This is a genomic window from Nocardia sp. NPDC057353 (assembly GCF_042667085.1).
GTDB lineage: Bacteria > Actinomycetota > Actinomycetes > Mycobacteriales > Mycobacteriaceae > Nocardia.
Map to the genome: position 1 here is coordinate 1 of NZ_JBHVAK010000068.1, position 25,404 is coordinate 25,404.

Below are 25,404 nucleotides of genomic sequence, written 5' to 3' on the forward strand. Positions count from 1 at the left end.
CTGCCACGGCGCCTTCTTCGGCATCGGCTCGGTGGTCGCCGCCCGGCTCGTCGACCGCGACAAGCGTGCGAGCGCGATCGCCGTGATGTTCGCCGGGCTCACCCTCGCCAATGTGCTCGGGGTGCCGCTCGGGACGCTGGTCGGGCAGCAGTTCGGCTGGCGCTCCACCTTCTGGGCGATCACCGCCATCGGCGTGGCGGCCATGGTCGGCATCGCCGCGCTGGTTCCGGCGATCGGCCGGGACGCGGACTCGGACCTGCGCCGGGAGTTCCTGGCGTTCACCCACCCGCAGGTGTGGCTCTCCATGGCGATCACCGTTCTCGGGTTCGGCGGCGTCTTCGGCGCCTTCACCTTCATCGCCTACACACTGACCGAGGTCGGCGGGTTCGCCTCCTCGACCGTGCCGTGGCTGCTCGTCCTGTTCGGGCTCGGGTCGCTGCTCGGCAACCTGCTCGGGGCGAAGGCGGCCGACCGGGCGCTGACCCCGACACTGGCGGGGGTGCTCGGCATCCTGACCGTGGTGCTGCTCGGCTTCGCGCTGAGCGCGCAGAACCAGCCCGCCGTCGTGGTCGCGCTCTTCCTGATGGGAACCTTCGGCTTCGCCACCGTGCCCGGGCTGCAGATGCGGATCATGAACTACGCGCCGGGCGCCCCCACCCTCGCCTCCGGCGCGAATATCGCGGCCTTCAATGTCGGCAATGCCATCGGCGCCTGGCTGGGCGGGCTCACGATTGCCGCGGGGCTCGGCTTCACCGCACCGCTCTGGGCCGGCGCCGCGGTCACCGCCGCGGGGTTGCTCGTGCTGCTCGGTGCGGCGGCGCTGGAGCGCTCGCGGACACCGGATCGGGTGGCGGCGGCGCGGATTCCCGTCGGCACCCGCGGCTGACCGCGCCAGGGCGACCGTCCGGTTCGCCCGGTAACGTGCTGTGGCGGAAGGCAGGGAACACCGGTGCGAATCCGGGGCTGTCCCGCAACTGTCACCGAGGAGTGAACCGCCGATTTCGTGGCCACGACCTACCCGGGTCGGAAGGCCGGTGGGGAGCGTAGATCCGGGAGCCAGGACACCTGCGTCCGCGGTACCGGGAACACACCCCACGAGGATGGCCATGCACAACTCCACACCGCGCGCCCGCATCGGCAGGCGCGGATTCCTGATCGGCACCGCCGGGCTGACGCTCGGCGGCGCCGCGCTGCTCACCGCCTGCGGTTCGGGCTCCGAGCCGCTGGTCGCCGACGGCCCGCCGCGCCCCGGCGGGCGGCTGCGCACCGCGATCGCGGGCCGCTCGGCCACGGCGGACGTGCTCGACCCGTACGTGGCGGGCAGCTCAGCGGGCGGTGCGGTCGCCAAGAACGTCTGGGACAAGCTGGTCGCCTACAACAACGACCTCACGCTGCGCTACCGCCTCGCCGAGGCGCTGGAGCCGAACGCGGACGGCAGCTCCTGGCGGATCCGGCTGCGGCAGGGCGTGCGGTTCAGCGACGGCTCGCCGCTGACCTCGCGCGACGTGCTGTTCAGCTTCGAGCGCATGCTCGACCCGGCCAAGCCGTCCGCGGGCGACCTCGCCATGATCGACCTGGCCCGCACCCGCGCCGACGGCGACCACGCGGTGGTGGTGCAGATGAAGTACCCGCTCGCCGATTTCGGCTCGGTGCTGGCCGGCTGGTACTGCTACGTGATCAAGGCGGGGACCACCACCTTCGACGCGACCACCCTGCCGGTCGGCACCGGCCCGTTCGCCCTGGTGAACTGGGCGCCGGGCGACCGGACGCTGCTGCGCCGCAACGACCTGCACTGGGACGGCCCCGCGCTGCTGGACGAGGTCGAGATCATCCAGATCGCCGAGACCGAGGCCAGGATGAACGCCTTCCGCTCCGGCGCGGCCGACGTGGCGCACGAGATGAGCTACCTGCAGGCCAGCACCCTGGCGGGCGACCCGGATGCCAGGGTGATCGTGCCGCCCGCCGGGCTCATGGGCGCCTTCCAGATGCGGGTCGACATGGCGCCCTTCGACGACGTCCGGGTGCGCCAGGCCATGCGGCTCGCGGTGGACCGGCAGGCCATGGCCGACGCGCTCTACTACGGCTACGGCGAGGTCGGCAACGACCTCTACGGCAAGGGCGCGCCCTTCTACCACGACCGGCTGCCGCAGCGGCAGTACGACCCGGAGCGCGCCCGCGCGCTGCTGCGCGAAGCGGGCAAGGAGAACCTGACCGTCACCCTGCCCACCGCCGACGGCCTGCCCGGCCAGGTGGAGGCCGCCACGCTCTTCGCCGAGCACGCCGCCAAGGCGGGCATCACGATCCGGCTCGAATCCGTCCCGGCCGACACCTACTTCTCGCAGGTCAGCGGCGAACAGCCGCTCACCCAGGTGGGGTGGTGGAATTACAGCCTCGACTACTTCTACGGCCAGACCGCCACCAGTGCCTCGCCGAGCAACGGCACCGGCTGGCGCAGGCCGGAGTGGGACGCGACGTTCGCCGCGGCCCGCGCGGCCATGGACCCGGCCCGCCGCGCCGCGCTCTACGCCGAGCTGCAGGAGGAGCTCTGGAACGAGGGTGGGCTCATCCTGCACAGCTTCGCCAAGCGCCCGGACGCGGCGCGGGCGAAGGTCGGCGGGCTACGGGACGGAGTGCCAGGCACCGACGACTGGGCCAACTACGCCACCACCTGGCTGGCGGGTTGAGCGGGGCGCTCACCCGCTGGGCGCTGCGCGGGCTCGGCACCGCCGCCGTCGTGCTGGTGGCGGTGGCGGTGCTGGTCTTCGCGCTGTTCGAGGCGTTGGACTCGGATGCCGCCACGGTCATCCTGGCCAGGCAGGGCAGCACCGCGCCGAGCCAGGAGCAGCTGGCCGCGCTGCGCGCCGAGCTGGGGCTGGACCGGGCGGCACCGGTGCGGTTCGCCGAGTGGGCGTGGCAGTTCGCGCACGGCGACCTGGGGACGTCGCTGCTCTCCGGGCGCCCGGTCGCCGATGTGCTGCTCGGCCGGTTGGCCAACAGCGCGGCGCTGGCGCTGGTGACCGCGGTGCTGCTGGTGCCGCTGGCGATCGGGCTCGGGCTGCTCGCGGGCGCGCGCCCTGGCTCGCGCACCGACCGCGCGATCAGCATGGGGGCACTGACCGCGGAGTCGCTGCCGCCCTTCGTCTCCGGGGTGGTGCTGATCGCCACGGTGGCGCTGACGCTGCGGCTGCTGCCCGCGGTCTCGCTGCTGCCGACCGGGGCCTCGGTGTGGAGCAGGCCGGAGATCCTGGTGCTGCCGGTGCTGTGCCTGCTCGCCGGGCTGGCGCCGCACCCGGTGCGGATGGTGCGCGCGCAGACCGCGCAGGTGGTCGCGGCCCCCTACGTCCGCACCGCGCGGCTGAACGGGGTGCGCGGGCCGCGGCTGCTGCTGCGGCACGTGGCGCCGAACGCGATCTCGGCGGCGGTGCACCCGCTGGCCGGTTCGCTGGTCGGGCTGATCGGCGGGATCGCCGTGGTGGAGACGCTGTTCGTCTACCCGGGGGTGTCGCAGGAGCTGCTGCGTGCGGTCGCCGGGCGGGACTTTCCGTTCGTGCAGTCCGCGGCGGTGCTGCTGGCCGCGGCCGGGGTCGGGCTCTATCTGATCGCCGACCTGGTGACCATGCTGGCCTCGCCGCGCGCCCGCGACCTGATCCTGGCGGACCGATGACGCGGGTCAGGACCGGATGGGCGCTGGTCGCCGCGGCGGTGCTGCTGCTCGTGCTGACCGGGCCGCTGCTCGCCCCGCACCCGCCGACCGCCGTGGTCGGGGCGCCGTTCCTCGACCCCGAGGCGGCACACCCGCTCGGCACCGACGTGATCGGCCGCGATGTGCTCTCCCGGGTGCTGCACGGCGGGTTGCCGCTGGTCTCGATGGCGGCGGCGGCGCTGGCGCTGAGCTATGCCGCCGGGATCGGCCTCGGAGTGGTGGCCGGGCTGCGGCGGCGCGCCGACCCGTGGATCAGCCACCCGGTGGACGCCGTCGTCGTGCTGCCCTGGTTCCTGCTGCTCGCGGTGCTCGCCACCGCGCTCGGTGCGGGCCCCGCGGCGGTGGCGACCGCGACCGCGCTGGCGGCGACGCCGTGGATCGTGCGGATCGTGCGCACCGCCACCGTGGAGATCGCCGCCACCGGCTACCTGGAGAGCGCGCGGGCGCGCGGCGAGCCGCTGTGGCGGCTGGCGCTGGTCGAGGTGCTGCCCAACCTGCGGCCGGTGCTCGCCGCCGATGCCGGGGTCCGGCTCTCGGCCACCATGTCGATCGTGGCGGTGAGCAGTTTCCTCGGCCTCGGGCTGCGGCCGCCGTCGGCCGACTGGGCGTTGATGATCACCGAGAACCGGCAGGGTTTCGGGCAGCAGCCGGTGGCGGTGCTCGCGCCCGCGCTGCTGATCATGGTGCTGGTCGTGGCGGCGAACATGGTCTCCGACCGGGCGCTCGACACCGGTGTCGGCACGGCGGCGCTGCCGCCCGTTCCCGACGCCGGTGACGGGGTGCGGGTGCGCGGGCTGCGGGTGCGGGCCGGGGACGGCACCCCGGTGCTCGACGGGATCGATCTCGAGCTGCCACGCGGCTCGGCGGTGGCGGTGGTCGGGCCGTCCGGGGCCGGGAAGACGACGCTCGCGCTCGCGATACTCGGCGCGCTCCCGGCCGGGCTGGTCGCGGAGGGGCAGGTGTCGGTGGGGGCCGCGGGCGGGCGGGCGGTGGGGTACGTGCCGCAGGATCCGGGGACCGGGCTCAACCCGGCGCTCCGGATCGGCACGGCCATCGCCGAGATCACCCGGCTGCACGGGGATTCCGTGCGCGCGGCGCTGCGCCGGGTCGGGCTGCCGGACGACCGCGGGTTCCGCCGCCGGTACCCGCACCAGCTCTCCGGCGGCCAGCAGCAGCGGGTGCTGCTGGCCATGGCGCTGCTCGGCGATCCGGCGGTCGTCGTGCTCGACGAGCCGACCACCGGGCTGGACGCCGGGGCGCGGGCGGAGCTCGTCCGTTCGCTGGAAGCGCTGCGCCGGGACACCACCCTGCTCGTGATCACCCATGACCCGGCCGCGCTCGCTCCGGTCGTGCAGCACGTGGTCGAGCTGGATCGGGGTGCGCTCGTCTCCTACCGACCCGTGGCCGAGCCCGTGCCCGCTCCGGCACGATCCCGGAAGTCCGTGCCGCTCGGCGATACCGAACCGGTGCTCCGCGTCGACGTCCTCACGACCGGGCACCGCCGCGCGCAGCCGGTGGTCGCCGAGCTGTCGTTCGCGCTGCGGCCCGGACGCTGCCTTGCGCTCACGGGGCCGTCCGGGGCGGGCAAGACCACGCTCGCCCGCACCCTGGCCGGGCTGCACCCGCTCGAGCGCGGGTCCGTCACCCTGCACGGGAAGCCGCTGCACCCGCGGGTGGATCACCGGCCCATCGCGCAGCGGCGCGCGATCCAGCTGGTGTTCCAGAACCCGGCGACCTCGCTCAACCCCGCGCAGTCGGTCGGCGCGCAGATCGCGCGGCCGCTGCGCCTGCTGCGCGGCATGACCGCCGTCGATGCCGCCCGCGAGACGAGCCGGTTGCTGGCGGCGGTCCGGCTCGACCCCGAACTGGCCGCACGCCGCCCGGACCGGCTCTCCGGCGGGCAGCAGCAGCGCGCGGCGCTGGCCAGGGCACTGGCCGCCGGGCCGGAGGTGCTGCTCTGCGACGAGATCACCGCCTCGCTCGATCATCGGGCCGCCGAGGTCGTCCTCGATATCCTCGACGGTCTGCGGGCGTCGGGGGTGGCGCTGGTGGTGATCAGCCACCAGCAGTGGGTGATCGAGCGGTTGGCCGACGACATCATCGATCTCGCGGAGAACCACGTTTCCAGCGCCTTGAACCGGCTCGCGCCCCGCCGGGTCAGCGGTCGACGGTGCAGAGCGTCGTCTCCGACATGACGGCCGAGGAGAGCATGATGCGCCCGGTCGTCTGCGGCGGGCAGTCCCAGCCGTCGGTGTCGAAGCGCGCGATCACCTCGAGGCCCGCCGCCGGGTCGGTGCAGCCGATGCGGCGCAGGTTCTCGCCCGCGTACAGGCACTCACCCAGGACGGCGTACGCGACGTGCGAGCGATCGATGGGGCCGAGGCAGAAGGTGGTGACGAAGGCCGTGGTATCGCCGGTCACCACCGTCGACGACTCGGCTCCCGCCACGCGGAAGCACTCCGGGTCCATGGGTTGCCCGTGCGTGGTGCGGACCGACAGCAGCCGCTGGTGCGCCCGCTGGTCGTCGCAGGGGACCACGGAGTTCCGGTTGCGTTCGATGCAGTCGCCGACGGCCGCGCCGAGCAGCGCGTTGATGTTGAGGTCGACGACGCAGAGCACGATCGCGCGGCCTGCGAGGGACTGCTCGGCGTAGGCCAGCCGGGTCTGCGGCTGGTCCCGGCAGACCGGCTCGGTGACCGGCATCCCCGGGTGCAGTTCGGCCGCGACCACCTTCTTCAGCCCCGCGCCGCAGGGCAGGCGCACTATCCGCGTCCCCTTCGAGACGCAGTCGCCGGGCTGCACCGAACCGGCATCGGTGGCGTTGAACCGGGTCGGGGCCAGGCAGAGCAGAACGGCGGGGGGCGTGCCGCCCGGCTCCAGGACGGCCCTGGTGGCGTCGCGGTGCGGCAGGCAGGCGTCGACGGCGGCGCCCGCCTGCTCGGCGCGGGCGACGATCCGGTACCGGGACCGGTGGTCGGCGCAGTCGTGCTCCTCGGTCTCACCGTCGATCTCGACGCAGTCGCCGACGGCGAAGGCGGGGCCGTCATCCGAATCGGCGGTCAGGAACACAGCGGTCACCGCCGCGGCCGCCAGCAACACCGTCGTCGCCAGCAGTGCCACCACGGTCCACACGCGGACCCGCGGGGTGCCCGGTACGGCGGGCTCGCCCGCGGCCGTCGTCGTTCCCGCAGCCGTATCGGCCGAATCGTGCACGTGCCTACCCCACCCCGAACTCGAGAAACAGAAGGTGATCTTAACCGCGGACACAGCTCGGTCAACCCGTGATCCATTGGCGGGCAATCGTTTCGCTACAGGCAGCGCGGAAATAGGTTTCGGACCCTCACCTGCCCTCGCTATCGTGGAAAAGGCACGGTCACCGCACGAGCGCGACCGGACCGCGACGAGAGCGAAGGGAACGGCGGATCATGGCGGAGGACCTGACCGTGACGCGGGCGCTGGTGATTCCGGCGGCCGAGCTGCGCGAGCGGTTCTCCCGGTCGTCCGGCCCCGGCGGCCAGGGCGTGAACACCACCGACAGCCGGGTCGAGCTCTCGTTCGACCTCGCCGCCTCCCCCTCGGTGCCGGAGTGGCTGCGCACCCGGATGCTGGAGCGGCTCGGCTCCCGCCCGGTCGACGGGGTCGTCACCATCGCCGCGTCCGAGCACCGCGCCCAGCTGCAGAACCGCGCGGCCGCCCGGGAGCGCCTCGCCGCGCTGCTGCGCACGGCCGCCGCGGCCCCGCCCCCGGCCCGCCGCGCCACCAAGCCCTCGCGCGGGGCGAAGGAGCGGCGCCTCGCCGCGAAGAAGCGGCGCGGCGTCACCAAGCGCAACCGCAGGGTCACCGCCGACGACTGAGCGGCGGGCTCACCCGCGCACGGCCGTCCCGGCGGCGGTGAGCAGCCGGCGCAGCTCGGCGGCACCGTCCGCGCCGACGGCATCGCGCACCCGCCGTTCCAGCGCGGCGATCCGCTCGCCGGCGATCCGCAACCCCTCCCGCCCGGCCGCGGTCGGCACCGCCAGCCGCGCCCGCCGGTCCGCGGGGTCGACCTCGCGGCGCAGCAGCCCCAGCTTCTCCAGGTGGATGACCAACTCCCCCATCGACTGCTGCGTCATCCCCGCCGCCTCGGCCAGCGCCCCGATCCGCGACCCGTCCGGCTCCAGGTGGCGGAAGACGGCGAAGTGCGCGGGACGCAGCTCGGGGTGCACCCGTTCGAGCAGGTCGCGGGCGAGTTCGCGCTCGAACTCGCGCGTGGTCTCGACGAGCAGCCGCAGCAGGGAGGGGGTTGACACAATAGGAAGGTTACCTTTTTATTGAAACCATGTCCGAGATACTCGAGTTCCGCGACGGCCGCCGCGTCGAGGTCGTCGCCGACCTCCCGGACGTGCTGCGGCTGCGGCACACCCTCCCCACCCCGGGCAGGCAGGCCGGGCCGCATCGCCACCCGGTGCTCGCCGAAACCTGGACGGTCACCCGCGGCACCCTCCGCTTCGTGATCGACGGCGCCGAGACGGTCGCCGGACCGGGTGACACCGTGCACGCCCCCGCGGGCACGGTGCACGCCTTCGACAGCCTGGCGCCGGGCACCGAGCTCGACCACGAGATCCGGCCGCCGCTGCGGCATCTCGACATGTTCCGGCTCTGGAGCGCCCTCGATCGCGCGGGCCGCACCACCCGCTCCGGCGTCCCGCGCGACCCGCTCGCCCTCGCCCTGCTCTGGCGCTTGCAGGACGGGTATCTCGCGGGGCCGCCGGAGTGGTTGCAGCGCTTGGCGCTCGGCACCGCAGGCCGGCTCGCGATCCGGCTGGGATACCAGCGCCGCCTGCTGCCATCGTGAAGCCCTAGACGGACAGCACCGTCACCACGCAGGCATTGCCGTCCATCCCGGCCGCTCCCCCGCCCATGGTCTCGACCATCCCGACCCGGTGCCGCCCGACCTGCCGCGGCCCGGCCTCCCCCCGCAACTGCCACACGATCTCCGCCAGCTGCGCGGTCCCGGTCGCGCCGAGCGGGTGCCCGCGCGACAGCAGGCCGCCGCTGGGGTTGACCGGCTGCGCGCCGGTGCGCGCGGTGTGCCCGGAGACCGCCAGCTCGCCCCCGGCCCCGACCTCGGCGACGCCGAGCGCCTCGAGCGTGGTGATCTCCCCGATGGTGAAGGCGTCGTGCGCCTCGAGCACGTCGATCTCACCGATCGAACGCCCCGCCTCGCCGAGCGCCGCCGCGGCCGCGCGGCGCACGCAGGAGAAGCCCCACACCTCGTCGTGGCGCTGATCCCAGGGCTTGCCGGAGACCAGGGCGGAGGACTCCACGAGGACGTCGTGCGCACCGCGCCGCCCGGCGCCGACGATCAGCGCACCGGCGCCGTCGGTGGTCGGGCAGCACTGCAGCATGGTGAGCGGGTCGGCGATGGGCCGGGAGGCCAGCACCTGCTCGACGGTGGGTGGCTCGCGGCGCAGGTGCGCGCGCGGATTGTCCATGCCGTTGGTCTTGTTCTTCACCGCGACGGCGGCGAGCTGCTCGCCGGTCAGCCCGTGCACGTCCCGGTAGCGCGCGGCGGTCAGGGCGTACAGCCCAGGGAGCGGCAGCCCCGCGGCACCTTCGGGGTCGGTGGCCTCGGGCACGATGGCCCCGGTGAAGAGCGTCGACATCTGCTCGACGCCGAGCACGAGCACACACCGGAACCTCCCCTGCCTGACCGCGGTCACGGCCTCGTGGTAGGCCGAGGTGCCGCTGGCGCAGGCATTCTCGATGGTCCACATCGGGATGCCGCCGATGCCGAGCCCGCGCTGGATCCGCGTCGCCACCCCGGGCGGGCCGAAGACCGAACCCACGACGATCGCCTCGATCTCCGTCGGCCGCACCGCCGCGTCGCGGACGGCTTCCAGCACCGCCTGCCAGGCCAGCGACTCGACCCGGCGCTCCGCGAACACCCCGAAGTCGGAGGTGCCGACGCCCCACACCGCCGCTTCGGTACTCACAGCCCCTCCTGCGCGAGATCGCCGTCGGCGGTGCCGGTGAACGCCACCCGCGCGCCACCGGCCGGGCACGGGTCGGCGCGCAGGTGCACCAGCACCCGCGGCCCGTCCTCGACATCCACGTACCCGAGCGCGAACGGCGGCCGCCACCGCCCGACCGGCAGGTGCACGACGGTCGCCGCCCACACCGTCCCGACCGGCCGGAACCCGCACGGCTCGACCGCACCCGCGCACACCGGGCACCAGGGCGCGTCGGCCTGGGCGATCGCGTGCCCGCACGCCGTGCACCGCGCCCCGCGCAGCAACCCGTCCACCACCTGCGGCCGCGATTCGGCCACCGCCAGCCCGCCCGCCACCTCCCCGCCGCGGCGCTTGTTCGGCCGCGCGGTCAGCTCCGACCTGGTGGCCGTCATCAGTGGTCCCCGTGCAGGGTCAGCTCGAAGGCGCCGGACTCGACGTGCAGGTACGCGCCGACCGAGGTAGCGATGAGCTTGCGGATATTGGCCAGCTCCCGCCCGGTCAGCCCGTAGTCGACCTGCCGCGGCGGGGTCGAGCGCATGACCTCGACGTCGTGCTCGGGGACCAGCAGCCGCAGGATGAGCTCGTCGTCGGAGATGTTCCCGCCGAACTTCTTCCGCAGCTCGGAGAGCTCCGGCTGCGGCGGCTCCCAGTCGGCGTAGGTGGCCGCCTTGGGGCTGTCCATGATCTTGTCCAGCACGTTCTGGTCGAAGGGAGCCACCGGCTCGCCGTAGAACTTGTTGACGTAGAGCAGCACCTCGTCGGGCACCACCGAGTAGCGGTCGCCGGTCACCACGTTCAGCACCGCCTGGGTGCCGACGAGCTGGGAGAACGGCGTCGCCATGACCGGGTAGCCGAGCTCCTTGCGGATGGTCGACATCTCGTCCAGGACCTCTTCGAACCGGTCCTCCATGCCCCGGTCCTTCAGCTGTGCCTTGAACGTTCCGGCCATGCCGCCGGGCAGCTGGTGCCGGTACTGGAAGAGCGAGAACTCGGCCGGCTGCCCCACCGGCAGGTCATCGATCTTCGCCACGTTCAGCAGGTGCCGCTCGACGGCGGCCAGCCGGGAGTCGTCCAGGTTCACGTCGAAGCCCGCGTAGCGCAGGTTGGCGATGGTGTTCTCGGTGGAAGGCAGCGAAACGCCCGCGGCCAGCGGCCTGCTCGCGGTGTGCACGCGGTCGGCGCCGCCGAGCACCGCCTCCAGGTAGTTGAGCGGGGAGAGCGCGTTGTTGGAGTGGAAGTGCGCCTCGACCGGCAGCGCACCGGCCTCCCGCTTGATCGCGGCGACCAGCGAGCGGGCCCGCTCGGGGGTGAGCAGCCCGGCCGCGTCCTCGAGCTCGATGCCGTCGGCACCGAGCGCCACCAGCTCGCGGGTGCGCGCCGCGTAGTACTCGTCGGTGTGGTAGGGCGTCTCGGCGAACAGGATGCATGGCAGCGCCTTGGCGCCGTTGGCCTGCGCGACCTTGATCAGCCGGGCGATCTTGTCGGTGTTGAAGAGCCCGTCGTAGATCCAGAAGCTGCCGATGCCGTGCGCGCAGAGCCGCTCGACCCACAGGTCCATAACGCTGTCGGCGGTGAGCCCGAAGGTGACGATGCCGTTGCTGCGGGTGCCCGCGCGCACGGTGGTGTGCGGCATGGCCTCGGACAGCGAGATCAGCTGGTCCCAGGGGTCCTCCTTGCAGTGCCGCACCAGCACCTCGAAGATCGAGCTGCCGACCAGGTCGATGGTGTGGAAGCCGGTGCGGTCCAGCTCGCCCGCGATCGGCAGCCCCATGGCCTTGGTCATCCGCATGCCCCACCAGCTCTGCGGGCCGTCGCGCAGGGTCTGGTCGACGATGTCGATGGTGCGTCTGCCGCCGACCGAGCGGTCGGCGCAGTCGAGGTATGTGCTCATGGTGTCTCCTCGTGAAGGGCGCGGTACTCCTCGGCCCCGACCCGGTCGATCCAGCGGGTGGTCATGGAGCCGGTGCGAAACGCCGGGTGCCGCAGGATGAATTCGCCGAATCCGGCGGTGGTCTCGGTGCCCTCGACGACCAGCTCGCGCAGCGCGGCGACGAGTTTGTCGGCGGCGGCCTCGCGGGTCGGGGCGTGCGCGATCACCTTGGCGATGAGCGAGTCGTAGTAGGGGCTGATCACCGCGCCGGAGTGGCAGTGCGAGTCGACGCGGACGCCGAACCCGGAGGGCGGGCACCAGCGGGTGATGGTGCCGGGAGTAGGGGCGAAGTCGCGCTCGGGGGCCTCGGCCATGAGCCTGGCCTCGATGGCGTGGCCGTCGCTGCGCACCTGGTCCTGGCTGAAGGAGAGCGGCAGCCCGGCCGCGACCCGGATCTGCTCGGCCACCAGGTCGATCCCGGAGACCGCCTCGGAGACCGGATGCTCGACCTGGATGCGGGCATTGAACTCGAGGAAGGCGAACTCCTCGGTGTCGGCGTCGTAGACGAACTCGACGGTGCCCGCGCTGTCCAGCCGGATCGCCTCCGCGAAGGAGATCGCGGCCGCGTGGATGCGGGCCCGCACCCGGTCCGAGAGCCCCGGCGCCGGAGATTCCTCGATGACCTTCTGGTGGCGGCGCTGGGCGCTGCAGTCGCGCTCGCCGACGTGCGCCACCGCGCCGTGCTTGTCGCCGATCACCTGCACCTCGATGTGCCTGGCGCGGCCGATGAACTTCTCCACGTAGATCCGGCCGTCGCCGAAGGCGGCGGTGGCCTCGGCGATGGCGGTGGGGAGCTTGCGGCGCAGCTCGGCTTCGTCGGCGACGATCGACATGCCGCGCCCTCCGCCGCCCGCCACCGCCTTGATCAGCACCGGGAAGCCGATGCGGAGCGCGGCGGTCGCGGCGTCGTCGGGGCTGGAGGTGACGTCGGAGCCGGAGAGCACCGGCACCCCGGCCGCGGCCGCGATGGCCCTGGCCGCGGCCTTGTCGCCGGTGCCCGCCACGATCTCCGGGTTCGGGCCGATGAAGGTGAGCCCCTCGGCGACGCACTCGCGGGCGAACTCCGGGTTCTCCGAGAGGAAGCCGTAGCCGGGGTGCACGGCGTCGCAGCCCGCGCCGAGTGCGGCGGCGAGCACCGCCGCGCGGTTCAGGTAGCTGGCGGTGGCCGCCGCCGGGCCGATGCACACGGCCCGGTCGGCGAGCCGGGCCGCCATGCCGTCGCGGTCGGCGGTGGAGGTGACGACCACGCTCTCCAGGCCAAGGGCCCGGCAGGCGCGGACCACCCGCACCGCGATCTCGCCGCGGTTGGCGATCAGCACCCGACGCAACACCGCGCTCACCGGGGTCGTCGGGGCGGCCGAGGTCACCAAAGCGCCTGTGGGCTCGGTGATCTGCGCGCTACTCATCGGGGCGGACCAGGAACAGGGGCTGTTCGAACTCGACCAGGTCGGCGTTGGCGACGCGGATCGCGACGACCTCGCCCGCGACCTTCGACACCACCGGGTTCATGAGCTTCATGACCTCGACGATGCCGAGCTGGTCGCCCGCCGCGACCCGGGAGCCGACCTCGACGAACGGCGGTGAGCCGGGGTCGGGGGCGGCCCAGAAGGTGCCGATGGTCGGCGCGGTGACCGCCACCGTGCCCGCCGGGTCGACTTCGTCGGCGACCCGGCCCGCACGGGCCGGCGGCGCCGCGGTGGCACCCGGCGCCGCGCCGGAGCCGGTGGACCCGGCGCCGCCAGGGCCGGTGGGAGCGCCGCCGGAGCCGACCGGGCCGCTGGAGCCGGTCGCAGCCGCGCCGGTCACGCCCTCGGCCCCGGAGGTGGCGGGCGACGCGACGCCGGTCGGCGCGGGCACGGCGGCATGCGGCTGCCCGACCGGGTCGGGCGGCGGCGGGGCATCCTTGCCCACGGAGACGACGGTGTCTCCCACCCGCAGCCGCATCCCGGACCAGCCCGAGGCGTGGAAGGTGCGCAGCAGTTCGGCGATCTCGTCGGGGCCCAGCCGGGCGGGTGCGTTCACGATGTGGCCTTCCGGTAGGCGATGGCTGCCAGGTGGATCGGGAGCGGATTCCCGGAGACGATCACGCGCGCCCCGGCATCCAGCGCCGCCCGCACCCCGGCATCGGTCTCGAAGTACGCCCCGCGCACCGAGCGCACCCCGGCGGGCACCTCGGGCACCTCGGCACCCGAATCCCGCAGCGCCGCATCGGCATCGAACTCGGCGTCCCCCTCGGCCACCACCGTGACCGGGGAGAGCTCGACGGCCCACCCCAGCAGCGCGGCCAGATCGGCATCGTCGCCGATCGAGGTCGCGCGGCCGGAGATCTCCCCGTCGAACACCCTGGCACCGGTGGCGTCGACGGTGACCACCCGCCCGACCAGCGCGGCGACGGTCCCGGCCCCGCAGCCGACCACGCACGGCGTGTCCAGCGCCCGGCTCACCACGGCGGCGTGCGAGGTGGAGCCGCCGTTCTCGGTGACGACGGCCGCGGCGGCGATCATGCCGTGCACGTCCTCGGGGCTGGTCGACTCGCGCACCAGGATCGAGCCCGGCCGCTGCTGCGCCTCCTCCGCGGTGGCGACCGCGACCCCGACGGCATAGCCGGGGCTGGCCGAGACGCCGCGGGCGAGCGGCTCCAGCCCCGCGGCGGCGTCGGCGTCGATCGAGGGCCGCAGCAGGTGCCTGACCTGCTCGGCGGTGACCCGCGCACACGCGGTGGCCGGGTCGATCACCGCCTCCCCGACCAGCGCGGCCGCGATCCGCACCGCCGCCCGGGCGGTCCGCTTGGCCGGCCGCGACTGCAGCAGGTAGAGCGTGTCGTCCTGCACGGTGAACTCGATGTCCTGGGCATCCCGCCCCTGGGCGTCCAGCAGGTCGGCGGCCGCGATCAGCTCGGCGTGCAGGTGCGGCTGGTGCTCGGCGAGCCAGGCCAGCGGCCGCGGGGTCACCCGGCCGGAGACCACGTCCTCGCCCTGCCCGCGCGGCAGGTACTCGCCGTAGGGCTCCCGTTCCCCGGTCAGCGGGTTGCGGGTGAAGAGAACGCCGGTCCCGGAGCGGTCGTCGAGGTTGCCGAAGACCATGGCCTGGACGGTCACCGCGGTCCCGAGGTCCGGAATCCCGCAGTGCGCCCGGTATGCCTCGGCCCGCCGCGATCGACTCGAATCGAACACCGCCGCAACGGCATTGCGCAGCGCGGCGACCGGATCGGCGGGCATCTCGGCACCGGAGTCGGCCCTGAGCGCGGCCCGCACCGCGGCGGTGTCGGGCAGGTCGTCGAGGTCGTCCAGGCAGCCGCCGACCAGCCTGCCGTAGAGCGCGCAGAAGCGGCGGTGCACGTCGGCGGCGAACTCCGGCAGCCCGGATTCGGCGGCCAGCGCGGCCTCGGTCTCGTCAGTGATGCCGAGGTTCAGGATCGTGTCCATCATGCCCGGCATGGAGACCGCCGCCCCGGAGCGCACCGAGACCAGCAGCGGCTTGGGGCCGCGGCCGAAGGTGCGCCCGGTCCGCGCCTCCAGGTGCGCGATGCCGTCGAGGATCTGCGCGAAGACCTCGTCGGGCAGCTCGCGGCCGCGCTCGAAGTACTCCGCGCAGGTGCGGGTGGTGACCACGAAGGCGGGCGGCACGCGCAGCCCGGCGCGGCTCATCCGCCACAGGCTCCATGCCTTGCCGCCGACCAGTTCGCGGGCGGGCTCCTCGACCAGATCGGTGATCCGCAGGACGGCGGACTCGGCGATCGCGGTGCTCATTCGTCGCGCTCCGCGCCCATGACGCGCAGCAGGTGCTCGTGCATCTGGTACCAGACCGTGTGGTACGAGTCGATGCGCACGCTGCTGACGTAGTCGTGCTCGCCCTGGTCCACCTTGGCCAGCGCGGCACCGAGCCTGCTCAGGAAGCGCTTGGTGAGCGGGTCGGCGTCGGCGAAGGGGGCGAGCACCGATTCGACCTGGTCGTGCAGGCGGGCCAGCTTGTCGATGACCTTGCCGTCGTAGTCGGCGTCGGCGTGGTCGTTGGGCTGCTGGACACCGTCGACGGTGACGGTCTGCCAGGAGGTCATGAGCGTCAGCATCCGCTTGTTGATGCCCTGCTCGAAGTCGGCGAGCGTGCGCACCAGGGCGTCGTCGGCGCGCCGGTCGGCGAAGGCCGCCGGGTAGACGGCGTCGAGCGCGGCGCGCCCGGCCGGGGTGATCATGGCCGACCCGCGCGCCGAGAGCACCGAACCCGCGGCGGCGGCCTGCTCGAGTTCGGCGGCGATGACCGCGGTGTCGAGGTCGATGATGTCGGCGAGCTGCTCGGCGGCGGCCAGCTGCTTGAGCGTGAGGCCGTGCAGGACCAGGTGTGCGGTGTCAAGCATGGTCGCTTACCTCCAGGGATTTCTGCAGTGTCTCGCGCACGGTGCGGCGCAGGGATTTGCCGACGGCGCTCTTGGGCAGCTCGTCCCAGCGCTCGATCAGCCGTGGTCGTTTGAATCCGGCGAGCCGTTCGGCGCAGTGGTCGAGCAGCGCCTGGTCGTCGACCCGGTCGCGCAGCACCACCGCGGCGGCGACGCGCTGCCCCCAGCGGGCGTCGTCCACCCCGACCACAGCGGCCTCGCGCACGGCCGGGTGCGTGAGCAGCACGTCCTCGACCTCGCGCGGGTAGACGTTGAAGCCGCCGCTGATGATCACGTCGTGCCTGCGGTCGAGCAGGTGCAGGAACCCGTCCGCGTCCAGCCTGCCGATATCGCCGGTGCGCAGCCAGCCGTCCGCGCCGAGCGTCTCGGCGGTGGCCTCCGGGCGCTGCCAGTACCCGCTCATGGTGTGCGGGCCGCGGGTGACGACCTCGCCCTCGGCGCCCACCGGCACCGGGGCGCCGTCGGCACCGCGGATCTCGACCTCGACGAAGGTGTAGGGCTTGCCCGCCGAGCCGAGCCGCTCGGGGGTGTGCTCCCACGGTTGCAGGCAGGTGATCGCCAGCGGCGCCTCGGCCTGGCCGTAGAGCTGGGCGAAGACCGGCCCGATGGTCTCGATGCCGCGTGCTAGCAGGGTCGGCGCGATGGGCGCGCCGCCGTAGCAGAGCCTGCTCAGCCGGAGCCGGTCGCGGTCGATGACGGCGTCCTCGAGCAGCATGGCGATCATGGTCGGCACCATGAAGGTGGCGGTGGCGCCGTGCTCGACGGCGGCGTCCACGAACGCCTGCGGGGTGAACTTCGGCAGGATGACGTTCCGCGCGCCCTTGACCAGGTGTGGCAGGAAGAACGCGCCGCTGCCGTGGGTGATCGGCGCCGCGTGCAGCATGACCGAGTCCGGGGTGAGGTCCGGCAGCAGGTCGACCAGGAAGTTCGCCACCTCGGCGAGCTCGCTGCGAGTGGTGAGCACCACCGCCTTCGGCTTGCCGGTGGTGCCGCCGGTGTAGGCGAGCCGCAGCGGCGCCTCCGGGTCGCGCGCCACCCGGCACGGGGAATCCGGGGCGTCGGCGATCATGGCGTCGAGTTCGGCTGTGCCGATCACGATGTCGGCCTCGGCGGGGATCCGGCCGTCGGTGATCAGCGCCCTGGCCGCCGAGTCGGTCATCTTGTAGGCCAGCTCGACGTCGGTCTCGCGGGCATTGAGCGGCACCCGGACCAGCCCCGCCTTCGCCAGCGCGTAGTACGCCACGACGCCGTCGATCCCGTTCGGCACCAGCACCGCGACGTGGTCACCGGGTGCCAGGCCGCGGGCCAGCAGGGCATGGCCGAGCCTGTCGGTGAGCCGGTCGAACTCCGCGAAGCTCACCGTGCGGTCCCCGTGCACCAGGGCGGGGGCCGCACCGAAGGTGCGGGCCGCCCTGGTGATCAGGTCCCCGATCTGCAGGTGCTGGGTCACTTCGGCCGCCCGGTGCGGTAGAGCTCGGCGGCCAGCTCGGTGCCGTGGTTCCACTTCACCCACTCCTCGTCGAGATAGCGGAAGCGTTCGTCGTGCACCGCCGGGGTGAAGCCGCGGGCCCTGGCGTTGTAGTCGTCGAGCGAGATGCGGCCCGCGCTGGTGGTCCAGAGCCCGTTCTTCTGTTCCAGCGACGACCAGCCGTTCCACTCCGCCCCGACCGAGGGCGCGTAGTCCCCGTCCACCAGCACCGAGTACGGCACGCCGCTGATCATGTTCTGGTTCAGCCCCGAGTACCTGGCCATGGAGTACGGGTTCGACTTCTGCTGCGGCAGCCCGAGCAGCCCGACCATCTCGGCGAGGTAGTCGCGGGCGAACTCGTCGTTCATGAGCGGCTTGAACCGCTGCACCCGGGAATCCAGCTCGAACCAGTCCGCCTGCCGGTAGGTGCCCGCCAGGTGCGCGAAGTCCTTCGCCACCGACGAGTACACCAGCGCCCCGGCATCGATCATCTGCTCGCGGCTCCAGGTCGCCATCCGCTTCCACAGGTCCGCGGTCGCCTCGGTCAGGATCGCCCGGTAGTGCTCCATGGTCTCGGCGAGCAGCTCGGCGTTCTCCATGCCGACCGGCACGTAGCCGTCGGTGAGCGGGTCCGAGGTGTACATGCCGACCGCGGCGATATTGGCGGCGTCGTAGCTCGGCTCGGCCTCGAAGGAGGCCCAGTCGTCGACGAGGTTGAAGTTGGTGTCGGAGAAGACGATCGGGATCGTCAGGTTGTTGTGCGGCAGCGTGACCGCGATGCCGTCCAGCCACGGGTAGTCGCCCTCGGCCAGGTCGAAGAAGTCGCGCACCAGCAGCTGCCGGTTGTCGCCCCAGTTGTACGGGCCGCTGTTGTGGATGCCGATCCGGCACTCGCAGTGCGCGAGGAAGGCGTACTGCGAGAGCGTCGCCAGCAGCTTCACCGTCGCCGAGTGCAGCCTGTCACCCGCGGTGACGCCGTGCAGCTGGTCCTTGAAGCCGTCCAGGGTGCGCTCGGGAAGGAACTGCGAGCGGTCGCCGAACTCCTTGTTCGAGATGTGGCCGTCGTTGCGGTGGTAGGCCAGGTTGAAGCGCCGACTGAAGTCGAGCACGTCCACGACGTCCTCGACCGCGTCCTGCGAGCGGATCAGCCCCCAGGAGAGCAGCATCTCCCGGCCGAGCAGGTAGAAGGTCGGCATGCCCCAGGCAGCGTTGACGGTATTGGTCTTGAAGCTGCTCTCCCGGACCCGGTCGCCGAGCTCCTCGGCGGGGGTCACGGCGTCGATCCCGCGCAGCAGGGTTGGCAGCCGGTAGAAGCTGTTCAGGTAGCTGAGCAGCATGTACGGGCTCATCGGGAACAGCTTGGATTCCTGCACGGTGCGGGTGATGCACAACCAGTAGGTGGTGTCGCTCAGGTTGCGCAGGAAGCTGTTGGTCTCCAGCAGCTCGGGGTAGCGGAGTTCGCGTGCCATCTCGGGTGTCCTCAGCTCTGCAGTTTCCAGATACGGGCGTGGCCGGTGTCGCCGGTCGCGTAGGCGTCGGCGGCGGGCGGGGCCTGGGTGGTCTCCAGCTCCACCCGGTCGCCGTCCGCCAGGCCGTCGATGCGGCAGTTCATCAGCGTCGGCACCCGGTACTCGCGGGCCAGGATGCCCAGGTGCGAGCGCACGGTGCCGCCGAGGCAGATCACCCCGTGGAAACCCTCCAGAACGGGCGCGGTCAGGGTGCCGCCGGAGTCGTCGATGACGGCGATGGTGTGCTCCGGGACGCCGTCGCTCAGCAGCTCCATGACCTGCTCGATCCGGGAGACCCGCAGCACCGTTCCGATGGTGTTCTCCGCGGTGGCCAGCACGTTGTCGCCGCGGCCGCGCAGCGCAGCGTCGTCGCCGGATTCGGCGAAGTCCTGGGCGGCGGCCTCCGGGCGGCGGTACTTCTCCGGCTCGGAGTCCAGCGAGGCGGTCGCGGAGAACTCGAAGCGGTAGCCGGTGTCCAGCACGGCCCGCTCCACGGCCTCCGCGTCAGCGGTGGCGAAGAGCTCCTCGGAGCGGGTGAACACCCCGTCGGTCCAGTCCAGCCCGAGTTCGGCGGCGCGCCCGGCTACCAGCGCGCGAATCGCGCCGTTGAACTGCTGCGGCAGGGGCAGGGTCTCCTGCCCTCCCCACTTGGGGCCGGCGGTTGATAGCTCAGCCATATCATCTCCTGCGCTCGGGGTCGGCGGTGACCCGTCCGGACCGGGGCCGTTGGCTCGCGATCGGCCGGTGATGTAAACCTAGAAAGTCAGGGCGTTGTGATGTAGTCCACATAGGGGGACAACCCGACGCGGACGACCGAGAGCAGGGATGACGATGACGACATCTCGCTGGGAACCACCGGCAATCCTGGATGTCGAGGATTACCGCAGGGCATTCGAGATCATCTCGGCCTGCCACGACGCGTCGAGCATGACCGAGTTCCGGGAGGGGCTGGTGGCCGCGCTCTGCCGCCATCTCGCCGTCGACAATGTCTCGTTCTTCTCCGGTTCGACCTTCAACCTGGTGTTCGAGGACAGCTCCCCGCTCACCGAGGGCGCGACCGCGCGGATGCTGCCCGAGTACCAGGACCGCTGGGCCGCGCACGACGTCTTCGGCTCACCGCCCGCGGTGCGGCAGCTGCTCTCCAGCTCGGTGGCCTCGCTGAACGAGCTGCTCGCCCAGGGCAGGCTGCCCGCCTCCGCCGAGGCGTACGTGCGGCACTACCTGCGCGGGCGCTGGCAGGTCGGTTCGGCGGCGGCCATGCGGCTGCCGCTGGCCGGTGGCCGCACCGCGCTGGTGGGGGTGTTCAGCCACTCGCCCACCGAGTTGGACGCGCACCAGGTCGCGACGCTGCGGTTGGTCGGCAGGCAGCTCGCGCCGGTGACCAGGCGGCTGCCGATCGGGCCGGAGGTCCAGGCGGTCGGCAGGCTCACCGGCAGGCAGCGGGAGGTGGTCAAGCTGGTCGCCGACGGGCAGAGCAATGCCGCCATCGCCGAGATCCTCTGCATCGCCGAGGATTCGGTGAAGAAGTACATCAGCCGGATCCTGCAGCAGACCGGCTGCCGGTCCCGGCTCGAGCTCGCACTCATCGCGCGCGATGCGGCGCTCTGAGCCGCCTGTCCCCCTAAGTGCACTGCCCCCGCTGTGATCCAGTTCATACGCTGCGAGAGCCCGCCTCGTTCCGCGGAAAGGATCACAGCGCATGGAAAGCTTTCGCCCCGTTGACCGCTCGGTTCGGACGGGGGTGCGGCGATGACCGTCCACCTGTCCACCCGGTGCGCCGGAATCAGCTCCTCCGACTTCGGCAGCGCCACCGGGCGCATCCGGAACTTCTCCGCCCCCGACGACGTCATCGAGGTCTTCGGTGACGACCTCTCCGACGTCATCGCCCTGGTGGAGTCGGGCGGGACGACGTTCCTCTCGCCGATTCTCGGGCGGCTCGGTGGCATCGTCTGCACCTCCGGCACCACCCGCTCGCACCTGGCGATCGTCTCCCGCGAGTACGGGGTGCCGTGCCTGCTCGCGGTCGAGCTCGGCGAGTGGGCGCCAGCCGACGGCGAACACGTCCGGCTGACCTCGGCCCCCGACGGCACCGGCGCGCTCGCCCCCGCCTCCGCGCCGGACGAGGCGCCCGTCGCTGCGGCACCAGCGGTGCCCCGCCCCGCGGCGGGCGCCGACCCCGTCGGCCGTCCCTACACCGACGCGACCAGCGGCGATGCCCGCACCGACTGGTGGAACTACATCTCCGCCGTCGGCGACGACATCGCGGTCAAGCCCTTCCCATCTTCGGTCACCGCCGCGACCGTGCCCACGCTGATCGCCGAACCGCTCAGTGACGCCCAGCTCGACGAGCTCATCCAGCACATGGGCCGCGCCTTCAAGCCGGAGATGACCCGGCGCTCCGGCTTCACCTCGGAGATCTTCCCGATGATGCCGTACATGGCCATGTCGGTGATCGAGGACTTCCACACCTACCCCGAGCGGATCCGCCGCATCGAGGCCGCCATGCCCGCCGAGGAGATCGGCCGCAGGCTGCGCGAGCGGCCCGGCGCGGTCAGCCCGCTGTGGATCTGGATGGTCGGCTACCACTACCTGTGCGGCCGGGAACTGCTGATCAGCCGCGGGGATCTCGCCCCCGGCGAGGCGCTGGACGACGTCCGCACGGTGGTGGATTTCTGGCGGCGGCTCACGCTGGCGCACCGCGGCGACGGCACGCTGGACTACAAGGACGCCGGGTTCACCAACCGCTACCTGCCCGAGGCCGCGCTCACCTGGCTGCGCGCCGACCTGCAACCGGTGGACGACGCGGTGCGCCGCGAACTGCAGGCACTCAATGCCGCGCTGTCGGGGTACTGCTTCATGTACTTCACCGACTCCAGGGTCGGGATCTGCGACAACGGACCGTACGGCTCCGGCGCGCGCACCGCGACCCTGGTACGCGACTTCCTCAGCCTCGACGCGGGCCAGTTCGGCTACCCCTGGGCCCGCGCGTGCGACCCCGGCTTCAGCGGCGTCACAGTGACGCTCGAGTTCCCCACCGACGTCTTCGCCGAATTCGAGATCAACGACTGGGGAACCACCTTCACCGAACCCGACCAGCTGCTCTCGACCGTCACCCACGCGGCGGTCCTCGGCCACCGCCCCGACGGCAGCACCGAACTCCTCCCGCCCGCGCGCTGGGCCGACTTCGGGCAGGCCGTCGGCGCCGAGCACATCGCGCTCTACCAGAAGTTCAGCGAGATGAGCCGCACCGACCGGATTCTCGCCGCCACCACCATGTACTCGTTCGGGCTCCGCCCGTTCGCCCGGCTGGCGGGCGTCGAGGACCGGATCGACTGGGCCATCTCGGACCGCACCCTCGCCCTCTTCCCCGAACCCCTCGGCGACGACGACGCGGCCGGGGCGCTCTTCGGCGGCGCGCTCGTCGCGCACGACCGCCCCAGTGCCTTCACCGGCCTCGCCTGACCGCTCGACAAGGAGAAAATAATGCGTCAACCGATGCAGAAGATCGTGCCCGCCGACGAGTACCTGATCCACCAGACGCCGGAGACCTTCGCGACCGTCTCGCACGCCGACCTGTCCTGGACCGAGAAGATCTGGTGCTCGCTCTTCGCCCGCGACGGCTCGCTGCAGATCGACTTCGGGATCGGCAAGTACCAGAACCGCAATGTGATCGACGCCTTCGCGGGCATCTCGCGCGGCGTCGAGCAGATCACCGTGCGCGCCAGCACCGAACTCGACCTCGACCCGGAGCGGATCGGCGTCGGCCCGATCGACTACGAGATCATCGAGCCCATGCGGAAGGTGCGCGCCGTCCTGCACCCCAACGACGTGCAGCCGCTCGCCTTCGACGTGGTGCTCACCAGCACCCTGCTCCCCCCGTTCCTGGAGCGCAAGGACGCCCAGCGCGGCGCCGACGGCTTCCGCATCGCCTCCGACCTGCGCCGCTTCCACCAGCTGGTGACGGTCGCGGGCTGGGTGGAGATCGACGGCGAGCGCACCGAGATCCGCGACGACGAATGGTACGGCTACCGCGACCGCTCCTGGGGCGTCCGCATGGACGTCGGCGAGCCGCCCTCCGACATCAAGCCGCTCAACCGCATGGACCAGGACTTCATCCTCACCTGGAGCCCCATGTTCTTCCGGCCCACCGACGGCAGCGCCCCCTACGAGATCCACCACTACCTGCAGTGGGTCAACGGCGAGGTGCACTACTTCTCCGGCTTCGTCAACCACGCCGACGGGCGGCAGGAGCCGCTGCACGGCATGGTCGACGACCTCAAATACGACCCCGCCACCCGGCGCCTGCTCGGCGGCACCATGACCTTCGACGCGGGCTGGGGCAAGGAGCGGACGGTGGAGATCGCACCGGTCTCCGATATCGGATTCCACCTGGGGACCGCCAATTACTTCGGGTTCAAGGGGGATCGGCACGGGAAGTACAACGGGGTCGACCACGTGTCCGGGGAGCGGTACTCGGACATGACCGATCGGGCCACGATCCTGGAGGCGCATCAGTTGCGGGACTGCGTCATCCGGACGCAGGAGGGGGAGGCGACGGGGTTCGGGATCTTCGAGTCGATCGTGATCGGGGATCATCCGCGGTACGGGTTGAGCGGGTCCGATTCGTTCCTCTGAGGTTGCGGTTCCGGGGCCCCGCTGGATTCGGCGGGGCTCCCGGCGGCCTCCGGCATCAGGGACGGGATTTCCGGGGTCTGTCCCGGGTGGCGGGGAACGGGGCAGGATTGCCCGGGTCGAGAGGAAAACACCCATGCCTGACACTCCGTGGCCGATCCTCGAGCAGGCTCACGACGCACTGCGCGCCGCCGTGCGCGGCACTTCCGACTGGGCGGCCCCCACGCCGTGTGCCGAATGGAACGCCACCCAGGTGCTGCAACACGCCGTCGGCGACCAGCTCGCCTACGCTGCGTCCCTGACCGGCGGCGACGGCCCCGCCGATGACCCGTTCGCCCCGTCCGGGAAGCTCGACGTGGCACCCGGGACGCTGCTCGAGCAGGCACTGACGCGTACCGCCGCGGCCTGGGCGGATATCGCGCCCGACGCGGGTGACGTCGCGGTCCCGGTCCCCCCGAACAGCCTGCCCGCGCCGATCGGTGTCGGCGCCTGCGCCCTCGACGCCGCGGTACACGCATGGGACCTGGCCGTGGCGAGCGGCCTGCCCTCGCCGCTGACCACCGCGATGGCCGCCGAGCTACTGCCGGTGGCGCGACAGATCGTCGAACCGCTGCGGGCCTACGGCGCGTTCGCGGTGGCGCTCGACCCCGCACCCGGCGACGACGAAGCCGACGCGCTGCTGCGCTACCTGGGCCGGCGTCCCGACTGGAAGTCCTGACACAACGTTCACTCCGCCCGAATCGCCACGCCGGATCGACAGCGCCCGGTTATCCGAGCTAATTGTTCGCACGGTGGATCGCGCGCTGCACCAGGGTGCGAATGCCGGGCAGCGCGATGGCGCGGAACATCAATTCGCTGAGCGCGACGTGGGCGCGGGTCGGCGGGGCGAACCGGCTGATCCCCCTGCGGGCCACCGCTTGCCGTTTGCGCACCTCGGGGCGTAGCGAGGTCTCCCAGTCCGCGAGCGCCGCGGTGATGTCGCCGCCGCGCTCGGTCAGGGCGGTACCGAGCCGGTCGGCGCCGTCGAGGACGAGCGCGGCGCCGTAGCCGGCGAAGACGGTGAGGCACCGGGCGGCGTCGCCGAGCAGGACGATCCGGCCGTCGCTCCAGCGGTCGGTGACCACCTGGGTGACCGAGTCGAAATAGGCTGCCCCGGGCTTGCTTTCGAGTTGCGCGAGCGCATCGGCCACTCCCCCGCCGAGGTCGCCGAACGCACGGGTGAGTGCGGGTGCGGCGCCGAGGGCGAGGTCGGCGGCCGGGTCGGGGCTGCGGTAGGCGAAGAAGGCCGAGGCTCGGTCGGGGCCGAGATTCATGACCGAGGCGGTGCGGCGCGGCCCGAGGAAGACCGTGCCGATGCCGGCAGGCACCTGGTCGGGGACGCGGTCGAGCGGGAAGGCGCCCACCACGTGGCCGAGGTCGACGACGTGGTCGGCCTCGGGTCCGAAGACCAGGCTGCGCACCCGGGAGTGCACACCGTCGGCGCCGACGAGGAGGTCGGCGTGCACGATGCTGCCGTCCGAGAGGGTCGCGACGACGTCGTCAGCGGTTTGCGCCACCGCTTCGACCGTTGTGCCGAAGCGGATATCGACGATTTCGGCCACTGCCTCGTACAGCACCGCCTCCAGATCCCCTCGGAGCAGGGTCAGCGCCCGCGCCCCGACCGCGGCCTCCGCCACGGCGGCGAGCAGCCTGAGCTTCTCGCGGCCGTCGGCGTGCACCGGCCTTCTCGCCGGCATCCACTCGCCACTCCCTCGGATCATCGGCGAGACCGACTCCC

General features: G+C 72.5%; 23 protein-coding genes and 1 riboswitch. Of the genes, 10 read left to right on the plus strand and 13 right to left on the minus strand.

Annotated features, from left to right (window positions below):
* From ACFUUZ_RS26985 to ACFUUZ_RS27000, 4 genes are all read left to right on the plus strand, one after another.
* Window positions 1-886: MFS transporter (locus tag ACFUUZ_RS26985; protein WP_378700970.1), on the plus strand; the 886-nt coding region annotated here is incomplete at its 5' end.
* Between the two features lie 16 nt (window positions 887-902).
* Window positions 903-1,088, plus strand: a riboswitch (cobalamin riboswitch).
* An 18-nt stretch (window positions 1,089-1,106) separates the two neighbouring features.
* On the plus strand, window positions 1,107-2,684 hold the full coding sequence (locus ACFUUZ_RS26990; RefSeq protein WP_378700972.1) for an ABC transporter substrate-binding protein: 1,578 nt from the start codon (window positions 1,107-1,109) through the stop codon (window positions 2,682-2,684).
* A complete protein-coding gene (locus ACFUUZ_RS26995) occupies window positions 2,681-3,664 on the plus strand; it encodes an ABC transporter permease (RefSeq protein ID WP_378700974.1) in 984 nt (327 codons plus the stop codon). Before ACFUUZ_RS26990 ends, ACFUUZ_RS26995 begins: the two co-directional genes overlap by 4 nt.
* Window positions 3,661-5,898 carry an ATP-binding cassette domain-containing protein gene (locus tag ACFUUZ_RS27000; RefSeq protein ID WP_378700976.1) on the plus strand — a complete coding sequence of 746 codons (2,238 nt, stop codon included), beginning with the start codon at window positions 3,661-3,663 and terminating at the stop codon, window positions 5,896-5,898. The genes ACFUUZ_RS26995 and ACFUUZ_RS27000 overlap by 4 nt, the downstream gene beginning before the upstream one ends.
* Here the strand turns inward: ACFUUZ_RS27000 and ACFUUZ_RS27005 are convergent.
* The gene (locus ACFUUZ_RS27005) at window positions 5,861-6,916 is read right to left on the minus strand and encodes a hypothetical protein (protein ID WP_378700978.1); all 1,056 of its coding nucleotides are present in this window, start codon (window positions 6,914-6,916) and stop codon (window positions 5,861-5,863) included. The genes ACFUUZ_RS27000 and ACFUUZ_RS27005 overlap by 38 nt on opposite strands.
* A gap of 212 nt (window positions 6,917-7,128) precedes the next feature.
* Between ACFUUZ_RS27005 and arfB the strand changes: the two genes are divergently transcribed.
* The gene (gene arfB / locus ACFUUZ_RS27010; protein ID WP_378700980.1) at window positions 7,129-7,557 is read left to right on the plus strand and encodes an alternative ribosome rescue aminoacyl-tRNA hydrolase ArfB; all 429 of its coding nucleotides are present in this window, start codon (window positions 7,129-7,131) and stop codon (window positions 7,555-7,557) included.
* Window positions 7,558-7,566: 9 nt separating this feature from the next.
* On the opposite strand, the gene ACFUUZ_RS27015 is transcribed toward arfB, so the two are convergent.
* Window positions 7,567-7,992: a MarR family winged helix-turn-helix transcriptional regulator gene (locus ACFUUZ_RS27015; protein WP_378700981.1), complete on the minus strand. Its 426-nt coding sequence runs from the start codon at window positions 7,990-7,992 to the stop codon at window positions 7,567-7,569.
* 29 nt (window positions 7,993-8,021) lie between these two features.
* Here ACFUUZ_RS27015 and ACFUUZ_RS27020 point away from each other — a divergent pair, with 29 nt between their 5' ends.
* Window positions 8,022-8,537 carry a cupin domain-containing protein gene (locus ACFUUZ_RS27020; RefSeq protein WP_378700983.1) on the plus strand — a complete coding sequence of 172 codons (516 nt, stop codon included), beginning with the start codon at window positions 8,022-8,024 and terminating at the stop codon, window positions 8,535-8,537.
* Between the two features lie 4 nt (window positions 8,538-8,541).
* Here ACFUUZ_RS27020 and ACFUUZ_RS27025 read toward each other — a convergent pair whose 3' ends face one another.
* The 10 genes from ACFUUZ_RS27025 to ACFUUZ_RS27070 are packed head-to-tail and all read right to left on the minus strand — an operon-like array spanning window position 8,542 to window position 19,672.
* Window positions 8,542-9,678, minus strand: coding sequence for a thiolase family protein (locus ACFUUZ_RS27025; RefSeq protein WP_378700985.1), 1,137 nt, complete (start codon window positions 9,676-9,678; stop codon window positions 8,542-8,544).
* On the minus strand, window positions 9,675-10,088 hold the full coding sequence (locus tag ACFUUZ_RS27030; protein WP_378700987.1) for a Zn-ribbon domain-containing OB-fold protein: 414 nt from the start codon (window positions 10,086-10,088) through the stop codon (window positions 9,675-9,677). The genes ACFUUZ_RS27025 and ACFUUZ_RS27030 overlap by 4 nt, the downstream gene beginning before the upstream one ends.
* Complete coding sequence (locus tag ACFUUZ_RS27035) at window positions 10,088-11,587, minus strand: carboxyltransferase (RefSeq protein ID WP_378700988.1); 1,500 nt, start codon at window positions 11,585-11,587, stop codon at window positions 10,088-10,090. Before ACFUUZ_RS27035 ends, ACFUUZ_RS27030 begins: the two co-directional genes overlap by 1 nt.
* Window positions 11,584-13,032, minus strand: a complete 1,449-nt coding sequence (locus ACFUUZ_RS27040; protein ID WP_378700990.1) for an acetyl/propionyl/methylcrotonyl-CoA carboxylase subunit alpha — start codon at window positions 13,030-13,032, stop codon at window positions 11,584-11,586. Before ACFUUZ_RS27040 ends, ACFUUZ_RS27035 begins: the two co-directional genes overlap by 4 nt.
* Window positions 13,025-13,648, minus strand: a complete 624-nt coding sequence (locus tag ACFUUZ_RS27045; protein WP_378700992.1) for an acetyl-CoA carboxylase biotin carboxyl carrier protein — start codon at window positions 13,646-13,648, stop codon at window positions 13,025-13,027. Before ACFUUZ_RS27045 ends, ACFUUZ_RS27040 begins: the two co-directional genes overlap by 8 nt.
* Entirely contained in the window at window positions 13,645-15,375 is a 1,731-nt protein-coding gene (locus ACFUUZ_RS27050; protein WP_378700994.1) for a pyruvate, phosphate dikinase, read from the minus strand. The genes ACFUUZ_RS27045 and ACFUUZ_RS27050 overlap by 4 nt, the downstream gene beginning before the upstream one ends.
* Window positions 15,372-15,980, minus strand: a complete 609-nt coding sequence (locus ACFUUZ_RS27055; RefSeq protein ID WP_378700996.1) for a hypothetical protein — start codon at window positions 15,978-15,980, stop codon at window positions 15,372-15,374. Before ACFUUZ_RS27055 ends, ACFUUZ_RS27050 begins: the two co-directional genes overlap by 4 nt.
* Window positions 15,973-17,469 carry a class I adenylate-forming enzyme family protein gene (locus ACFUUZ_RS27060; RefSeq protein ID WP_378700998.1) on the minus strand — a complete coding sequence of 499 codons (1,497 nt, stop codon included), beginning with the start codon at window positions 17,467-17,469 and terminating at the stop codon, window positions 15,973-15,975. Before ACFUUZ_RS27060 ends, ACFUUZ_RS27055 begins: the two co-directional genes overlap by 8 nt.
* Complete coding sequence (locus ACFUUZ_RS27065) at window positions 17,466-18,956, minus strand: hypothetical protein (RefSeq protein ID WP_378701000.1); 1,491 nt, start codon at window positions 18,954-18,956, stop codon at window positions 17,466-17,468. Before ACFUUZ_RS27065 ends, ACFUUZ_RS27060 begins: the two co-directional genes overlap by 4 nt.
* 11 nt (window positions 18,957-18,967) lie before the next feature.
* Window positions 18,968-19,672, minus strand: a complete 705-nt coding sequence (locus ACFUUZ_RS27070; protein WP_378701002.1) for a hypothetical protein — start codon at window positions 19,670-19,672, stop codon at window positions 18,968-18,970.
* A 154-nt stretch (window positions 19,673-19,826) separates the two neighbouring features.
* On the opposite strand from ACFUUZ_RS27070, the gene ACFUUZ_RS27075 reads away from it, so the two are divergent.
* The 4 genes from ACFUUZ_RS27075 to ACFUUZ_RS27090 all read left to right on the plus strand — a co-directional run bounded on the left by ACFUUZ_RS27075 (window position 19,827) and on the right by ACFUUZ_RS27090 (window position 24,345).
* A complete protein-coding gene (locus ACFUUZ_RS27075; protein WP_378701004.1) occupies window positions 19,827-20,603 on the plus strand; it encodes a response regulator transcription factor in 777 nt (258 codons plus the stop codon).
* Between the two features lie 141 nt (window positions 20,604-20,744).
* Window positions 20,745-22,457, plus strand: coding sequence for a PEP-utilizing enzyme (locus tag ACFUUZ_RS27080; RefSeq protein ID WP_378701006.1), 1,713 nt, complete (start codon window positions 20,745-20,747; stop codon window positions 22,455-22,457).
* Window positions 22,458-22,478: 21 nt separating this feature from the next.
* Complete coding sequence (locus ACFUUZ_RS27085) at window positions 22,479-23,630, plus strand: hypothetical protein (protein WP_378701008.1); 1,152 nt, start codon at window positions 22,479-22,481, stop codon at window positions 23,628-23,630.
* Window positions 23,631-23,763: 133 nt separating this feature from the next.
* Complete coding sequence (locus ACFUUZ_RS27090) at window positions 23,764-24,345, plus strand: TIGR03086 family metal-binding protein (protein WP_378701011.1); 582 nt, start codon at window positions 23,764-23,766, stop codon at window positions 24,343-24,345.
* A 58-nt stretch (window positions 24,346-24,403) separates the two neighbouring features.
* Here ACFUUZ_RS27090 and ACFUUZ_RS27095 read toward each other — a convergent pair whose 3' ends face one another.
* A complete protein-coding gene (locus tag ACFUUZ_RS27095; RefSeq protein ID WP_378701013.1) occupies window positions 24,404-25,363 on the minus strand; it encodes an FAD-dependent monooxygenase in 960 nt (319 codons plus the stop codon).
* Between the last annotated feature and the right edge of the window lie 41 nt (window positions 25,364-25,404).

Excerpts from the sequence above, each read along its gene's own strand:
- ACFUUZ_RS27000 (WP_378700976.1), top strand. The coding sequence starts at position 3,661 with ATGACGCGGGTCAGGACCGGATGGGCGCTGGTCGCCGCGGCGGTGCTG.
- ACFUUZ_RS27065 (WP_378701000.1), bottom strand. The coding sequence starts at position 18,956 with ATGGCACGCGAACTCCGCTACCCCGAGCTGCTGGAGACCAACAGCTTC.
- ACFUUZ_RS27070 (WP_378701002.1), bottom strand. The coding sequence starts at position 19,672 with ATGGCTGAGCTATCAACCGCCGGCCCCAAGTGGGGAGGGCAGGAGACC.
- ACFUUZ_RS27040 (WP_378700990.1), bottom strand. The coding sequence starts at position 13,032 with ATGAGTAGCGCGCAGATCACCGAGCCCACAGGCGCTTTGGTGACCTCG.
- ACFUUZ_RS27085 (WP_378701008.1), top strand. The coding sequence starts at position 22,479 with ATGCGTCAACCGATGCAGAAGATCGTGCCCGCCGACGAGTACCTGATC.
- ACFUUZ_RS27020 (WP_378700983.1), top strand. The coding sequence starts at position 8,022 with ATGTCCGAGATACTCGAGTTCCGCGACGGCCGCCGCGTCGAGGTCGTC.
- arfB (WP_378700980.1), top strand. The coding sequence starts at position 7,129 with ATGGCGGAGGACCTGACCGTGACGCGGGCGCTGGTGATTCCGGCGGCC.
- ACFUUZ_RS27080 (WP_378701006.1), top strand. The coding sequence starts at position 20,745 with ATGACCGTCCACCTGTCCACCCGGTGCGCCGGAATCAGCTCCTCCGAC.
- ACFUUZ_RS26990 (WP_378700972.1), top strand. The coding sequence starts at position 1,107 with ATGCACAACTCCACACCGCGCGCCCGCATCGGCAGGCGCGGATTCCTG.
- ACFUUZ_RS27030 (WP_378700987.1), bottom strand. The coding sequence starts at position 10,088 with ATGACGGCCACCAGGTCGGAGCTGACCGCGCGGCCGAACAAGCGCCGC.
- ACFUUZ_RS27090 (WP_378701011.1), top strand. The coding sequence starts at position 23,764 with ATGCCTGACACTCCGTGGCCGATCCTCGAGCAGGCTCACGACGCACTG.
- ACFUUZ_RS27050 (WP_378700994.1), bottom strand. The coding sequence starts at position 15,375 with ATGAGCACCGCGATCGCCGAGTCCGCCGTCCTGCGGATCACCGATCTG.
- ACFUUZ_RS27075 (WP_378701004.1), top strand. The coding sequence starts at position 19,827 with ATGACGACATCTCGCTGGGAACCACCGGCAATCCTGGATGTCGAGGAT.
- ACFUUZ_RS27035 (WP_378700988.1), bottom strand. The coding sequence starts at position 11,587 with ATGAGCACATACCTCGACTGCGCCGACCGCTCGGTCGGCGGCAGACGC.
- ACFUUZ_RS27095 (WP_378701013.1), bottom strand. The coding sequence starts at position 25,363 with ATGCCGGCGAGAAGGCCGGTGCACGCCGACGGCCGCGAGAAGCTCAGG.
- ACFUUZ_RS27055 (WP_378700996.1), bottom strand. The coding sequence starts at position 15,980 with ATGCTTGACACCGCACACCTGGTCCTGCACGGCCTCACGCTCAAGCAG.